Genomic DNA, 15001 nt, shown 5'->3' on the forward strand with positions numbered 1-15001 from the left:
GAGAGTGCGGTAGAGCTCGACGGCTTCGGTGATGGAAGTGAGCGCCGCCTCACGATCCCCAGCGCCGCTCTGCTGGTTGGAGAGGTTGTTGAGGGCTCCGGCGAGGTTGGGGAGGAAGGCGGCGCGGTTCGCCTGGGCGAGAGTGCGGTAGAGCTCGACGGCTTCGGTGATGGAAGTGAGCGCCGCCTCGCGGTCCCCAGCGCCGCTCTGCCGAACCGAGAGATTGTTGAGGGCTCCGGCGAGGTCGGGGAGGAAGGCGGCGCGGTTCGCCTGGGCGAGAGTGCGGTAGAGCTCGACGGCTTCGGTGATGGAGACGAGTGCCGCCTCACGGTCCCCGGCGTCGCTCTGCCGGTTGGAGAGGTTGTTGAGGGAGGAAGCGAGGTCGGGGAGGAAGGCGGCGCGGTTCGCCTGGGCGAGAGTGCGGTAGAGCTCGACGGCTTCGGTGATGGAGACGAGTGCCGCCTCACGGTCGCCTACCTCGCTCTGCCGAACCGAGAGGTTGTTGAGCCACAAGGCGCGAGCTGCTCGTGCTTCCTCGGACATACCGACGGCGTCGTCGGGTTCGGAGCGCCTGGCGGCGATCAGTGCGAGGCCGCGCAGGGTGCTGTGTCCGGTCGGTACCGTCGCAGCCAGTTCGGCCAGTGGCAGTGGTGTTTCCTCGGCTTCGGCGAACCGTTCCAATGCCTTGACGAAGACGCCACCCTGCGTCGCGGCCACCGAGAGCGCCGACTGCCATAGACCGGGGGCCGCGTCCAAGGCGGCCTGAGCGATGTCCGCCGTGGTGGATTCGTCGCTCGACCAGGCGAACCGCGAGACGCCCACGCACGCGTTGAGTTGCTCTTCCTCGTTTGCTTCCTTCAAGCACTCGCGGAGTAGTGCGCGATCCGGCCCGAACACGCTGGATGCCAGGTGGGTGCCGAGCGGGTCCGGCCGGACCGCCAGTGTGCCGTCTTCGGGAGCGGCGGGCAGAAGGTCCGCGAGCAGCGCGGCTATCTCATCGCGCCGCCCACTGTCATTGGTCAGTTCTTCGATCGCCTTGAGGGTGTGGTCGAGCCGATTCTCCCGTGGGGCGAGGAGGCTGAGGCAGGCTCCTGCTTCGCGGAGTATCCCTTTCGTTCGCTTCGAGGGTTTGCCGATCTGGGACTTGTACGCCCGCACCCAGTAGCCCAGTTCGTGGTCGAGGATCTTCTCGTACAGCTCCTCCTCCGACCCGGGGGTCCTCCCTGTACCGTCCGATCGGGCGGCGAGCCAGGCGAGCATGACCAGATCCAGCGTGGTCCACCTGCCGGAGTCGGGGTCAGGAGGCGGGCTGCTGCCCATGGCGATGGTTTCCGACCCGCCGAAGGAGCGCACTGCCGCCCGGTAGACGCCCGCCTGTCGGGGGTGACGGGCTTCCAGAGCGCTGTCGTGCAGAGCGTAGGGAAGGACTTCTTCCCTGAGTGCCACCGCGATCTCCTCCTCCCACCAGCCGCTGACTGTTCGCGCGGTCAACAGCAGGCAGGTGGGCGCTTCGCGCTCCCGCAGGGTGCGCAGCACATTGATGACGTCCGCGGACTTGCGGTCCTCGACGTAGTCGACGACGACCAGCAGCGGGGAGGCGACCTCGCTCAGCCAGGCCCGGTCCTGGGGGTCGGGGTCGCGGACGAGGAATCCGGCGTACCAGCCGGTGGCGGAGAGCCGGTGGGCGAGTTCCGCCGCCAGGCGGGTCTTTCCCGCTCCGCCGACACCGTGCAGCAGGGCGATCCGAGTGCGCGGCCCCAGGGGATCGGGGGCCTGGAACCAGTCCTGGAGAAAGTCGAGTTCGTCCCGTGGATGGAAGCGGATGGCGTCGTGGCGTGCCCACAGGAACTTGAGCGGCCCGCTGTGGGTGTCGCCGTCCACCGCCACCGACTCCGGCACCGGCAGATAGGGCGGTGCAAGGACATCGGTGGTGGGCCGGTAGGGCAAGGGGTGTGGCTCACTGTGCTCGTAGCCGAGACCGACGTCGATCGTCACGCTCCAACGGTCCTCGGCGGCTTCCCGCAGGAGCGCGGCGCCGTATGCGACCGACTGAGCCCAGGACTGCTGTTCCCGCCGTCGCGGGTCGGCCGTGTCGGCACGGGAGGCGACGCCGGTGATGTCGATGGCGAGGAATGTGCCTGGAGAGTCCTCGCTCTCGGCGAGCTGGTCGATGAAGTCAGGTGGAAGGGTCTGCCAGTCGGGGTCCTGTTCGTCCCAGCGGTAGTCCCGGTGCGCGCGGTTGGACCAGTTGCCGTCAAGCCAGACAGCGACCAGCGCGTGCGCCGGATCACCCGGCTTGGCGCCGGCCAGGACGATGATCAGTGGGTGGAGCCCGGCGTCCAGGCACGCTCCGGCGAAGGTGACCGCGAGGTCCAGGCAGGTGCCATGGCGTGGCCGGCGGAGCACCTGGTCCGGCGGCCGGATGGTCTGGCGGCCGGGATCACTGGTGGTCGGCTCATCGGCGTACTGGATACGGAGGGCGGCGAAGGCCTCGTACAAGGCACGTGCGCGAGCTGCGGGAGGGCCGTCCCCGGGGGCGGGCATGCCGGTGCCGAGGAGGTCGGCCGGTGCCCCGCTCGCACGCTCGCCCGGACGTCCGCGCTGGACGTACTCGATCAAGGCCCTGGGATCGCTGGTAGCCCACCGGCGCCATGCCGTACTCACGAGCCCGCTCCCTCGTACCCCGCCTCGACCACGCCCAGTACATCCTCGGCCCGAAGGCGATCCACCGTCGGCACACCGGTGGCCGCGACCTCCACCGAGTACGCCCCGGCGCCCGGTGGCAAGAGTTGCGCCTGCCACTGGTTGTCACCGGACCTGGCGCATGGCAGCCATGGCGCGCCGGCCTTCTCCTGGCCGTCGCGAGCACGGACCCGTATCCGTACTTGCGTCCGCTCGTCGGCCTGCGCGCCGTGAAGAACGACACCGACCGCAACCGGGTCACCGGACAGGGCGGTGTCGTCCAGGTCGAGTCCGAGCCAGGGGCGGTCGGGCTTGTCCCCTCGTACGGACTCGAGCGATTCACCGGCGTACTCGGCCAGGATGTCGACCACCACCGACGAGGAAGCGAGCACCATATGACGCTCCGCCACCGCCCTGCGGGCGCGCATGTCCTGCTGCTCGATGGGGATGGCCGAGATCGCGGGGACCGTACCGTCGCCGAGCCAGTCGGGGTTGGGCAGCCAGCCCGGTGCGCCCTTCGTCACCGACAGACCGGAAGGCGAGAGCAGGGCCTGCTGAAGGGTGGCGTGGCCCCGGCCGAACACGGCTGTCAGCTCAGGGCAGTTGGGGCTGCCGGACAGCTCGGTCCAGGCCGCCTCGATATCCTGGTGAACGCCGAAGGCGGCCTTCGCCCGCGAGACGAACGACGCGTCGACAGTGGCCCCTTCCCCCAACTCGTAGGGCCTGAGCCGTTCCGCGCTGCCCAACTGTGCCACCGCCGGGTAACGCGGCAGGAGTTCGTAGGCCGACGGCCACTGACGCAGCACTTCGGTGAGTCCGGCCAACCGTTTGGGGCCCACCTTCAGCCCGTTCGCCAGGACACTCAGCGCCTTGGGAGCGCCACGGTGCGGGGTACCGAGGGTGATCAGCGCCGCGCAGTCGACCGCGCCGCCCAGGGGGCCCAGCCAGTAGCGGGCGACCAGGCCGCCCATGGAGTGCGCGACCACGATCACGCGCCGTCGGCGTGCCCCGGAGTGTTCACCGCCCAGACGGGCAGCGACATCGGAGGCGAGGCGCTCGGCCGCATGCCGGATGCTGTGCCGGAAGTCGTACGGGAAGAGGACCAGGTCAGCACGATTGTTTGGCTCACGCCCAGGCAGGGAGACATCCACCTGCACGTCATCGAAGTGGTTGCGGATCTTGCGTACCAGGCCGTCATAGCCCGGGACGACGAAGGGGCCGATCAAGGTGATGTCCGGCATCAGACCGACCGGGACCAGGTCCGGGTGCGTATCCAGGCCCAGCCGGTGCGGCCGGGTGGCGGCGGCGACAAACCGCCGTCGGTGCCCATCCCAGCGGGCAGCCCCCTCCGTCGTCTGCAGGACACTTCCGCCGATTCCGGGCACTACGACGACAAGATGCTTGAGTGAAGCCACCGCTGTTCCCCCGTTCACGCTCGCCACCGGGGCGCTGGACCAGGGTGACGACCAATCAGGGGTACGAAGATAGCGCCGGATCGCACATGTTCGGCAGGGTTTCACTGCATCGAGAATCGGGACCAATGCCATTCGGTGATTCGAGGGGGCGTTTTCCGCAGGACCGGAACTCAATGGTCAGTTGACGGGCATGTCGGACCGGAAATGGTCAGAACTGAAAACATTCTGGCGGGAGCGACAGACGTGACCTCAGGACACTCGTTGGCTGGGATGAGGACCGGGTGGTGTCCGGCTGCTGCACTGCAGCTCCCGTCCAACGCGGTGTCCGCCGGCCACCCGAAGGCGCCCCGAATCCGTCGCAGAGCAAAAATGGCACCGCCCGCGGGGGCCTCAGTAATTGAGCCGAAGTCAGTAATTGAGCCGAAGCACGATAGCTGTCACCAAGGCAGGCTGTTGTCGCCAGGACTTCCGGGCAGGGCACGCAGCGCCAGAACCCGTGATCTGTGACGTTCCGTAACAGTGGACCGGTCGGTAGAGCTGGTGCGGCTTCCCATGCAGTCACCTGAAACTCTTCTCGCTTCGGAATCGCCCTGGACGAGGAACCGCTGGAGGGCATGGCCCTCCTGTCGCCCTCCCACGGTCGGCGCCCAGTTGCCGGATACCCAGCCCCACCACGCCATCACGGCTGTCGCGCGCCACCACCAGGCGTTCAGCCCCCATCTGTTTGCGCAGGATGTCGTCGGCGCTGTGGCTGCAACCGCACGGCCGGGTACGGCGTCGTGAACTGTGCTCAGGTGTCCAGCACCGTGCGACCAGGAAAGGCGCCGCCATGTACGACCGCCCGTTCCTCACATTGCCCGAAGAGCTTCTGCTGGCCTGCGGGGACCCGGAAACCGGCCGCATCCGACCGCCGGACTTCTTTGCCCGGGCACTGTCCGGGGCTGTGCTCGCGGAGCTCGAGCTGCGCGGCGCGATCATCATCGAGCAGTCCAAGATCGTTGAACTGCGGCCGCTTACACGGGGAGAGCCCGTCATCGATCGTCTCTTCGAGCAGCTCAACAGCGATATTGCGCCCGGCCAACTCGGCAATGAGCAGTCGCGACTGGTCGGCGGGCCGGACAGCTTCCGCAACCTGCGCCACGTCGTGCCCCCTCGTGGCGTCGCCGCTCGCGCCTCCGCCGGAATGCGTTTCGCATTGGCCTCCGGCCTGCCGAACTGGACACTCAGCGACTGGATCAGCTCCTGGCATCGCTTCCGCGACATCGAGGAGCGCTACCTGGAAGCAATGGAGGCCCGCGGGCTGGTGATCGCTCACCGCCGCCGAATCCTCGGGATCGTGCCCCGCACCACTTGGAACAATGCGTCGCCCGGATACGCCCGGGAGTCCACTGCCAGGATCGACGAGACAGTCCGAGCGGTCACCCACACTGAGCGGTCCCAAGCGCCGTCCCGGCGCGCGATGCACCTCGTCGCTCTGGTCGGGGCTGCCGGCCTCAGCGGACGCCTCTTCCCCGGCCACGAGTACCTGAACACCCACCGCCATATCGAGCACATCACCAGCGGCAATCCGATCGCCGCCGCCGTCCGCTCCGTCAGGGAGGCCGACGAGGAGGCGCGGCGCTCGCTCGACTGAGAGGTGTCCCACGCCAACTGGTGCCCGACAACGTGAAGACCGGCGTTGATAAACCCCCGACCTTTACGATCCCGAAATCAACAAGGCGTATACCGAACGTGCCACTCATGACGCACCGCTCGGTTGGCTCTCCTCCTCCGCCCCGGTCCCCTCGGCCGTCCGGGCCGGTGTGTCCAGCAGCAGGAGCGCCTTGCGCACCTCGTCGACGCGGGGCGAGTCGAGCGCCGTGTACAGCGCCAGCGCCGCCCGGAGGTGGTACGCGGCCCGCTCCTGGTCCCGCAGCGCCTGCCGGACCAAGGCCATGCCGAGGTGGGCGCGCGCCTGTTCCTCCCGTTCCTCGATCGCCGACGCCACGTCCATCGCTGAGGCGTGCGCGTCGAGGGCCTCGGTGTGCCGTCCGGTTCCGTGCAACGCCTCGCCCAGGCCGTTGAGGGCGCCGGCCTCGCCATAGCGCTCCCCGGTCCGGCGGAAGAGGTCCAGGGCCCGGCGCTGGTGCGCGGCCGCCTCGTCGTCCCGGCCGAGACCGTGCAGCGCGTTGCCCAGGTTGGACAGCGCGTGCCCCTCCCCGCCGGTGTTACCGAGCCGTCGGAACAGGGTCAGCGCGCGCTCGAAGTACCCGGCCGCGGCCGTGTGGTCGCCCAGCCGGGCCACGACGATGCCCAGGTTGCCGAGCGCGCTGGCCTCGCCCAGCGGGTGGCCCGTCGAGCGGTAGAGCTCCAGTGCTCGGCGGTACTTCTTGATCGACGCCTGGTAGTCCTCCAGCAACTCGTGCACGATGCCCAGGTTGTTCAGCACGTCCGCCTCGCCGTGCGCGTCGCCCTCCGCGCGAAACAGCCCGACCGCCCGCTCATGGTGCTCGGCGGCCTCCCGGTACTGCCCGCGCAGTTCGTGCAGCACGCCGACGTTGGTCAGGTGCCGGGCCTCGCCGGTCCGGTACCCGACGCGCCGGCACAGCGCGAGCGCGGTGTCGTGGTGCCGTTGCGCGCTGTCGTAGTCGCCGAGCCGCCGGTGCACCGCCCCCAGACAGACCAGCACGTCGGCCTCGCCGCGGGCGTCGCCGACCGAGCGGGCCGCCCGCAGCGCGTGGGTGTGGACGGCCAGGGCGTCGGCGTAGTGCCCGGACCGCTCGTAGTGCCGGTGGAGGGTGGTGGCGAGGCGCACGGTGTGCCCGGACGGGCCGGGCTCCTCGGTCCGCGAGCACAGCGCCACCAGGGTGGGCTGGGCGGCGGCCAGCCAGGCGCGGCACTCCTCGGCCGTCCGTAGCGGCGGCAGTCCGGTGGCCGGCAGCTCGACGGTGGGGCGCAGATGCCGTTCGGCCGGGTAGAGCAGGTCCATGGCCGCCGCGGACGCCGCCAGGCAGTGGTCCAGCAGCCGGGCCATGGCGGCGTACCGGTCCTGCGCCGGGTCGTGCCGGGCGGCCAGCTCCCCGGCGTAGGCCCGCAGCAGGTCGTGCATGCCGTGCCGGCCGGGACCGGTCCGCTGCACCAGGTGCGCGCCGGCCAGCACGTCGAGCGCACGCCGGGCGCGGTCGGCGGACTCGCCGGCCAGGGCGGCGGCGGAGTGGACGTCGACCTCGGGACCGGGATGCAGGCCCAGCAGCCGGAACAGCCGGGCGGGCAGCTCAGGGAGACGGTCGTAGGACCAGGAGAACACGGCGCGCACCGCGGCCCGCGGATCTCCGTCACCGTCCAGCAGGTCGAGCCGCCGTCGGCGGTCCCGCAGTTCGGCGACCAGGCCGGCCAGCGACTCGGCGGGACGCGACAGCACCAGCTCGGCCGCCACCCGCAGGGCCAGCGGCAGCCGCCCGCACTGCTCCGCCAAGGCCGCGGCCTCGGCCTGCTCGGCGTCCACGCGCGGCCCGATCAGCGCACGCAGCAGCGCTGTCGCGTCGTCGGGGGACAGCGCGTCGAGGATCACCCGGTGCGCTCCGTGCACCGCCACCAGCGACGCCAGCGCGTCCCGGCTCGTGATCAGCACCCGGCAGTCCGGGCCGCCCGGCAGCAGCGGTCTGACCTGGGCGGCGGAGGCCGCGTTGTCGAGGAGGACGAGCAGCCGCCGTCCGTCGACGGCCGTCCGGTAGCGCGCCGCCCGGTCGTCGAGCCGCCGCGGGATCTCCGGCCCGGGGACGCCGAGCGCGGTGAGGAACCCGGCGAGGGCCTGGGCCGCGGACACCGGCTCCTCCGGGTCGTAGCCCCGCAGATCGACGTAGAGCTGCCCGTCGGGAAAGGCGTCACGCATCCGGTGCGCCCAGTGGACGGCCAGCGCGGTCTTGCCGACGCCCGCGGTGCCGGAGACGGCGGAGACGATCACCGCCGCCGTCCGGCGGACGTCCTCCCCGGCGAGCAGATGCCCTGTCAGTTCGGCGAGTTGCTCGTCACGGCCGGTGAAGGGACAGACGTCCATGGGGAGTTGGGCTGGGATTGGCGCGGGGGCGACGGCAGCCGGGGCGGGCGCGGGGCGCGGTTCGGCGGACGGCTGCCCATCATCGCTCTCGCTCAGCAACTCCTCGTACGTGGCCCGGAGTTCACGCCCCGGAGGCACACCGAGTTCGTCGGCCAGCTGCTGCCGGATCCCGGTGTAGGCGTGCACCGCCTCCGCCTTCCGCCCGGCCTCGCCCAGGGCGCGGACGAGCATCATGGCCAGAGGTTCGGACAGGGGGTGCTCGGCCGCCAGGGGGCGGAGCAGGGCGGGCACCTCCTGCGGCCTCCCCTCGTGCAGGAGGGCCCCGGCCCAGTCGAGCGCCGCCTCGATCCGCTCGCCGGTCCACACGGTCCGCATGCGCTCGGCCCACGCCCCAGCCTGCTCCGGCAGCGGCGCACCCCGCCACAGCCGCAGCGCCTCCTCCAGCACACGGGCCCGCTCGGCCTCGGCGGGGCACGCCCGGCCCCGGGCGACGAGCGCGCGGAAAAGCAGCAGGTCGACGGCGTTCTCGCCCGCTTCCAGGACGTAGCCGCCGGAGGTCCTGACGATACGGAGCGCCCCGCCCTCCCCGTCCCGCGGGGCGCCTTCTGATTCGGTCGACGCGGCGTCCTCCAGGAGCCGTCGCAGCCGGCTGATGTGCGCGTACAGGACCGACCTGGCCCCGTCGGGCGGATCGGCGTCCCACACGCGGTCGATCAGGGTGTCCACGGGGACGGGACGCCCGGCGTCCGTCGCCAGCGCCGCGAGGACCGCCCGCCGGCGCGGCTGCCCCACCTCGCGCAGCCGCCCCCCGACCCACAGCTCCAGGGGGCCGAGCAAGTGCAGTCTCACCGTTGACGCCGTGCTTCCACTGGTACTCCGATCGATCCGCCAGCTCCGTGACCGGTCGGCACTGCGCCGGACGTCACAAGATTTTCGCAAGGTCCACCGTAGATCCTCACGGCGCAGGTCGTCAGGCGTTCCGCCGCACGAACCAGCCTCACGGGACAGCATCCTGACGGCGCGTCACATCGGCGCCGCCGGGTCCCCTGTCGTACGGGGTTCGGCAGGGGCCCGGGTCGACCTGGACGCAGAAACACCCCAAGAGGAGACAGAACATGAACCTTCGGCGCTGGGCCGCGGCCGCGTCCGTCCTGATGATGGCCGGGGCGGGCACCGCCGTCGCCGCCCCCGCGAGTGCGGCCCCGACCGCGGGCTGCTACGGCTCGTCCTGTGAGGGCAAGGACCCCCAGACCTACTGCGCAGACGACGCCACGTCCCCCGTAGGCGGGGTGCAGCTCGGCCAGGCGTACCTGGAGCTGCGCTACAGCCCGAGCTGCCGGGCTGCGTGGGCGCGCATCTCCCGCGCGAGCTACGGAAACGGCCAGTTCACCCCGTTCGCGACCGTCCACCGCAACTCCGACGGGCGCGAGTACACTTGCGCCGTGCAGCGCGGCGCCACGAGCTGCTACACCCGGATGGTCAACGACATCAACGTGACCTCGTACGCCAAGGGTGAGTGGGACAGCGGCGCGCGGACCTACAACGGTCGCACGTCGAGCTACTGACACGCACCGACCCCGGCAGGGCCCGCCGCGACGCACGCGGCGGGCCCTGCCCCCGTCGTTCTGGCTGACCGTCACGAGGCGAGGGTAAGCACCTCGTGCTGCACCGGCGCCTCGCCCGCGACTACGACCATCGACCCGACAACGCGGCCTCCCGCGTCTACTGGGCCTCCACCGCCGGCATGCTCCGCCGCCTCACCACCCCTGCCCCCACCTGGCGGGACGACGTGGAGCTGGCCACGTGAACGTCAGCGAACTCCTGCGGCTGCTGCAGAGCGAACACGATGAGACCGCAGCCCGCGCCGGCAACCTGCGCGAGCAGATCGAGCGGCTCACCACCGACCTCGCCGAGACCGAAGCCCGCCTGGCCGAGCTCGCCGCCGCCCGCAAGGTCATCGACGGCCTCACCCCTCCCGACCACGCAACGGCCCCGGCGGAGACCGCCACCATCTACCAGCGCATCGTGACCACGTTCAACGAGCACCCCGGGAAGGTGTTCCGCGTCCACGATCTGCACGAACATCTCGGCCTGCCCACCGACGAGCCCTCCATTCGGCCTGCACTCTCGCGGCTGTCCGCTCCTCGTGCAACGGGCAACCCCTGCGCGGGCGGGGACGAGGCGGCGCTCGACGGTCCGGATCTTCATCGGATCGGCAACTCCCGCGCAGGAGGGGAGAACCTGGGGAATGCGCCGAAGAACTGCGAGAAGAGCGGAACACCCCCACGTCGGCGGAGGCGTCAACGATCCTCATCGCCGTCGTCACCGCGGCCGTCGCCACGTGGGCGGTGCCCAACCGGCAGGCGGCCGACCCCCCGCGCCCTCAGTAGGGAGCCATCTTGGACGCCGCCACCATCGGCGCGGTACTTGCGCTCGTCGGGGTGCTGTCCGGTTCGGCGGTGGCGTACCTCGGCAAGCGCGGCGAGAACGCCACCGCCCGCTTCAACTCGGTGACGGACCAAGTCCAGGAAGAACTCGCCCGCGCCAAGACCGAACGAGACACGGCACGCGCGGAGCTCGCCGTCCTGCAGCAGCAGCGCAAGGACGATCTCATCGAGATCGCCCGCCTGCAGATCAAGGTCATCCAACTCGGAGGAGAGCCGTGACCCGTACAGAGCGGGCGCTCGCCGGTCACTGGCGCTCGATCGCCGTCCTGTGCTGGCTACTGGCGCTCTCCGGCGCAGCTGTCATCGGATGGTCCTGGTACAGCCAGCTGGCCGACGAGGTCGACAAGCGGGGCGTGGCCGTCGGCACGCTCGCCGGCGACGTCCGCGTCCTGCGGGCGCAGGTCCAGGCGGGCGAGGTACCGAAGGCGCCTGATCCGAGTAGGGCGGTGGAGGACCTGCCCGCCCACGAGCGGGTCCCCGTGCCGATCCCTGTCCCCGGGGAGAAGGGCGAGAAGGGCGATCCGGGGAAGCCGGCCCCCACCATCACCCCGTCGCCCGGCACGTCCGGTGCACCCGGCCGCGACTCCACAGTGCCCGGACCGTCAGGCGCTCCTGGCCAGCCAGGAGCGGACTCGACCGTTCCAGGACCCCAAGGTGAAGCAGGGCGAGAAAGGTGATACCGGCGACCGAGGGCCAGCCGGACCTTCGTGCCCCGACGGGTATTCGCTTCAGCCGCCAGCCGACGACCCGGACGCACTGGTCTGCCGCCGCGACGTCGCCCCCGACCCGGAGCCCGGGAACGGCAACAACCCGCAGGCCGCAGCCCTCGCCCCCACCCGACGCCAGTACCCGTAGAGCCACAACGGTGCCCCCAACCACGGTCACCACGGCCGTAGTTGGGGGCACCTTTGTCGTGTCATGCTGTGACGTTCCCAGGGGGGAACGGCTGCCCGCCCGAGCCGTCGAGGAGACCGTCGTGTCGGAGACCGTCAGAACGCTGTACTGCACCCACGAGGGCTGTGGATCACCAGTCCCCGCAGTGGTTGGACGAGAAGCCGGTGCAGCAGCCTTTCACGCCAGGAGTGCCAGGCACCCCACCGCTTCACTGGAGGCCCGAGCCAGTTCCTCGCCCCCCTCCCGTACCCGCGCCTCCGCATCTGGGCCACGGAGAAACGCCAGCATGCCAGGGTGGGCCAAGGTCTCAATAGCCGTCGTAGCCCTCGTCGCCGCAGTCGGCTACGGGGCCGGCAGCGGTTCCGACTCGTCAAATCCCCGAGAGGACCGGGACACTTGCCGCGAAAGCTATGAGGGCGTAGGGGATGACACAGTCGACTGGCGCGGCATGTGTGACGTGCCGGGGTATGTCGAGGACGATCGATAGGAGCGCCCCCTGTACGGTCCACAGTGGCCGTGCAGGGGGCGCCTTTGTCGTGCCCGGGGTCAGGCCTCGCAGGCGCTACGGCTCGACACTCACGCGGTAGAACACCTTGCCCTCGTGCACCCCACCCACAGCCCGCCGCCGAGCAAGCCACTTCCGTGCTCTGTGCACAGCGACCGCATGACCCCATCAACATCACCAACAGAGTCACGGCATTGACCCTAGTCGGCCTTCCGCCAGCGGGCGCGCAGACTGAACGCCGCGCCCTTCGGCCGACGTTCTCGGGTGAACACTCCCTTCTTGTTGCCGTCGACACGGAAGACACCAGGCGCCGTGGCGAAGTCGGCGAAGTTCCAGACCTGCTCGCCGACGACCGCGTCGACACGGTCGAACACCCGGTGATACACGTCGAGCAGTTCGGTCTGGTACTCCTCGGTCCACGGGCTGGGTACGACGCTGCGCAGTCCGGGGTAAGTGTCCGCTCCGTACTCGGTGATGACGATGGGCTTGTCGTGCGCGGCCCACTGCCGGAGTTCCGCCTCCAAATCCGTCTCGGCCGCCGCCAGGTCGTCGGGGCCGAAGTACCAGCCGTAGTAACGGTTGAGGAGCACGACGTCGAACAGGTCGGTGACCACGCACTCGTCCGGTTTCCCCATGAGCGCGTTGACATAGGCGACGGGCCGTGAGGGATCCAGTCGGCGTGCCTCGGCAGCCAGTGGTGCGAAGTAGTCGCGCGCCTCCGGTTGGACGTTGTCCGGCTCGTTGGCGATGGACCACAGCACGACACTCGGATGGTTCTTGTCGCGCGCCACGAGCTCCCTCACCGCCTGCAGGTGCGTGCGAAGTGTGCTCTCACCCACGGTGTCGGGCGAGAACGTGGACGCCTTCCGGCCGGAGCCGAAAACACCTCCCGCGATGTTCAGGTTCAGGCCGACGGCCGCCGTCTCGTCGATGACCACCACACCTTGTCGGTCCGCGTAGTCCAGCACCTCCTCGGCATAGGGGTAGTGCGAGGTGCGGAACGAGTTCGCGCCGGTCCACTCCAGCAGGGCGAAGTCATGCACCATCAGGGTGTCGTCGTGAGCCCTGCCGCGCACGGCGGCGTCCTCGTGCTTGCCGAAACCCTTGAAATAGAACGGGACTCCGTTGATCAGGAATTCCTTGCCCCGTACCTCTACAGTGCGCACCCCCACGGACTGCCGGTAACTGTCGACGAGGTCGCCGGAGGTGCTCCACAGCGTGGCCTCGAGTTCGTAGAGGTAGCCGTCTCCGGGCGCCCAGGGATGCACGTCCTCGATCCTGAGGGTCCCCACCGCCCCGGTGGCGGCATGGACCTCGACCCCGGAGGCATCGCGCAGCGAGACACGCACCACGTGCTCTTCGGCTTGAGCGGTGCTGTCCACGCGGTAGGCGACGAGGCCGGTCGTGTCCTTCAGGCTGGTGGTCACGGTGATGTCGGTGATGTGGACGGGGGGCGTGGTGTACAGCCACACGGGCCGGTGCAGGCCCGCGTAGTTGAAGAAGTCGAAGAAGTAGTGCTGCACCCGGCGGCCGTCCTCGCGTTCCTCCACTCGGCCGGGTGGTATCGACTCCCAGGTCAGTTCGTTGTTGACCACGACGGTGACACGGTTCTCGGCACCCGGCCGCAAGTGCGCCGTGACGTCGGCCTCGAAGGGGGTGTAACCGCCTTCGTGCCGGGCGACCTCGACATCGTTGACCCAGGCGGTGGCGCGATGCGTCGCGGCGTCGAAGCGGAGTACTGTCCGTTTCCCCGCCCACCCGGCAGGAACCCATACCTGCGTCTGGTACCAGACGTCGCCGACATGGTCACGGACGGTCGTGTCCGGGAAGATGTCGTTGTAGCTGGCCGGCACAGGGATGTCCACGGCGCCCGCGAGCTGCGAGCGCCACCAGCCCTCGGCACGGCCGGCCCCCTCCGCGTCCAGGCGGAAGCTCCACAGGCCGCCAAGAGAGCGGCGTTCACGAGTGGGGCCGTCCTGGGGACGAAGCATGGTTGGTTCTCCTGTTCTGTTTACGCCTGTCGACGCGGCGGTCGAATAGGTCGAATAGGCGGGGATGAAGGGCGCCCAGGGGACGGTCAGCACTCCCGGGGGCCGGTCGGGGCGGGCGGCGGTCCTGTCGAGGCGGGGGCGGGCGGCGGTCCGGTCTATTTGATGCCGGTGTTGGCGATGCCCTGGATGAAGTGTCGTTGCAGGGCGAGGAAGAGCAGGATGATCGGTGTGACGACCGTGACCGCCCCGGCCAGCAGCAGGCCGTAGTTGGTGCCGTTGGCTCCCGTGGAGAAGAGGGCGAGGGCGACGGGCAGTGTGTAGTGGTCCTCGGTCTGCGCGATGACGAGCGGCCACAGGAAGTTGTTCCACTGCGCGAGGAAGGTGAGGATCGCCAGTGTCGCCAGCGCCGGCCGTGTCAACGGCAGGATCACCCTGAGGAAGATCCGGGATTCGCCCGCACCGTCGAGGCGCGCCGCCTCGACGAGGGCGTCCGGGATGTCCCGGATGAACTGCCGCATGATGAACACGCCGAACGGTGTCACGAGGAAGGGCAGGATGAGCCCGAGATAGGAGTTGCCCAGGCCCATGTTGCTGACGAGCACGAACAGTGGGACGAAGGTGGTGACGCCGGGGATGATCAGCATGGTGAGGACGAGGCCGAACAGCAGACGCTTCCCCGCGAACTCGATCTTCGCGAAGGCGTATCCGGCCATCGAGCAGAACAGCAGGTTTCCCAGCACACAAGCCACCGCGACGAGCGTGCTGTTCAGGAAGTACAGCCCGAAGTTCTGCTTCGACAGCAGTTGTTCGAAATTGGCGAAGGTCGGGGACCGGGGGAGCCAGGAACTCGGGTGGGCGACGATCTCACCCGTCGGTTTCACCGAGCCGAGGAACATCCAGGCAAAGGGCGCCAAGGTGGCGAGGAGTCCGAGCACGAGGGCGCCGTAGAGAACAAGACGGGCCGTGGGGACTCGCCGGGACGGACGCCGTTCCCGGATGGCTGGTCCTGTCGTTGTGGTGGTGGCGGTCAT

At 69.9% G+C, this 15001-nt stretch carries 8 protein-coding genes and 2 pseudogenes; 5 read left to right on the forward strand and 5 right to left on the reverse strand.

The annotated features are described in order from the left end of the window. Both IEZ21_RS43970 and IEZ21_RS43975 read right to left on the reverse strand, forming a co-directional pair. Window positions 1-2664, reverse strand: a pseudogene (locus tag IEZ21_RS43970) (tetratricopeptide repeat protein); the annotation flags it as partial. Next, window positions 2661-4097 carry an alpha/beta hydrolase gene (locus tag IEZ21_RS43975; protein ID WP_189327417.1) on the reverse strand — a complete coding sequence of 479 codons (1437 nt, stop codon included), beginning with the start codon at window positions 4095-4097 and terminating at the stop codon, window positions 2661-2663. The gene IEZ21_RS43975 and the pseudogene IEZ21_RS43970, both read right to left, overlap by 4 nt. Before the next feature lie 829 nt (window positions 4098-4926). Between IEZ21_RS43975 and IEZ21_RS43980 the strand changes: the two genes are divergently transcribed. Next, the gene (locus IEZ21_RS43980; RefSeq protein WP_189327418.1) at window positions 4927-5730 is read left to right on the forward strand and encodes a GOLPH3/VPS74 family protein; all 804 of its coding nucleotides are present in this window, start codon (window positions 4927-4929) and stop codon (window positions 5728-5730) included. 105 nt (window positions 5731-5835) lie between these two features. Here IEZ21_RS43980 and IEZ21_RS43985 read toward each other — a convergent pair whose 3' ends face one another. Next, a complete protein-coding gene (locus IEZ21_RS43985) occupies window positions 5836-8982 on the reverse strand; it encodes an AfsR/SARP family transcriptional regulator (RefSeq protein WP_189327419.1) in 3147 nt (1048 codons plus the stop codon). A 266-nt stretch (window positions 8983-9248) separates the two neighbouring features. On the opposite strand from IEZ21_RS43985, the gene IEZ21_RS43990 reads away from it, so the two are divergent. From IEZ21_RS43990 to IEZ21_RS44005, 4 genes and pseudogenes are all read left to right on the forward strand, one after another. After that, entirely contained in the window at window positions 9249-9698 is a 450-nt protein-coding gene (locus IEZ21_RS43990; protein ID WP_189327420.1) for a DUF2690 domain-containing protein, read from the forward strand. A gap of 92 nt (window positions 9699-9790) precedes the next feature. Continuing rightward, window positions 9791-9940 (forward strand): annotated as a pseudogene (locus IEZ21_RS43995) (IS5/IS1182 family transposase); the annotation flags it as partial. A 592-nt stretch (window positions 9941-10532) separates the two neighbouring features. Then, a complete protein-coding gene (locus IEZ21_RS44000) occupies window positions 10533-10799 on the forward strand; it encodes a hypothetical protein (protein ID WP_189327421.1) in 267 nt (88 codons plus the stop codon). Next, entirely contained in the window at window positions 10796-11257 is a 462-nt protein-coding gene (locus IEZ21_RS44005) for a hypothetical protein (protein ID WP_246568845.1), read from the forward strand. The genes IEZ21_RS44000 and IEZ21_RS44005 overlap by 4 nt, the downstream gene beginning before the upstream one ends. A 922-nt stretch (window positions 11258-12179) precedes the next feature. Here IEZ21_RS44005 and uidA read toward each other — a convergent pair. Both uidA and IEZ21_RS44015 read right to left on the reverse strand, forming a co-directional pair. After that, window positions 12180-13970: a beta-glucuronidase gene (gene uidA, locus IEZ21_RS44010; RefSeq protein ID WP_189327422.1), complete on the reverse strand. Its 1791-nt coding sequence runs from the start codon at window positions 13968-13970 to the stop codon at window positions 12180-12182. 155 nt (window positions 13971-14125) lie between these two features. After that, complete coding sequence (locus IEZ21_RS44015) at window positions 14126-15001, reverse strand: carbohydrate ABC transporter permease (RefSeq protein ID WP_189327423.1); 876 nt, start codon at window positions 14999-15001, stop codon at window positions 14126-14128.

The organism is Streptomyces flaveus (assembly GCF_014647675.1).
Taxonomy (GTDB): Bacteria; Actinomycetota; Actinomycetes; order Streptomycetales; family Streptomycetaceae; genus Streptomyces; species Streptomyces flaveus.

Bases quoted from the DNA above. Each gene is read 5' to 3' on its own strand.
- IEZ21_RS43980 (WP_189327418.1), top strand. From the start codon at position 4,927: ATGTACGACCGCCCGTTCCTCACATTGCCCGAAGAGCTTCTGCTGGCC.
- IEZ21_RS43990 (WP_189327420.1), top strand. From the start codon at position 9,249: ATGAACCTTCGGCGCTGGGCCGCGGCCGCGTCCGTCCTGATGATGGCC.
- uidA (WP_189327422.1), bottom strand. From the start codon at position 13,970: ATGCTTCGTCCCCAGGACGGCCCCACTCGTGAACGCCGCTCTCTTGGC.
- IEZ21_RS44015 (WP_189327423.1), bottom strand. From the start codon at position 15,001: ATGACCGCCACCACCACAACGACAGGACCAGCCATCCGGGAACGGCGT.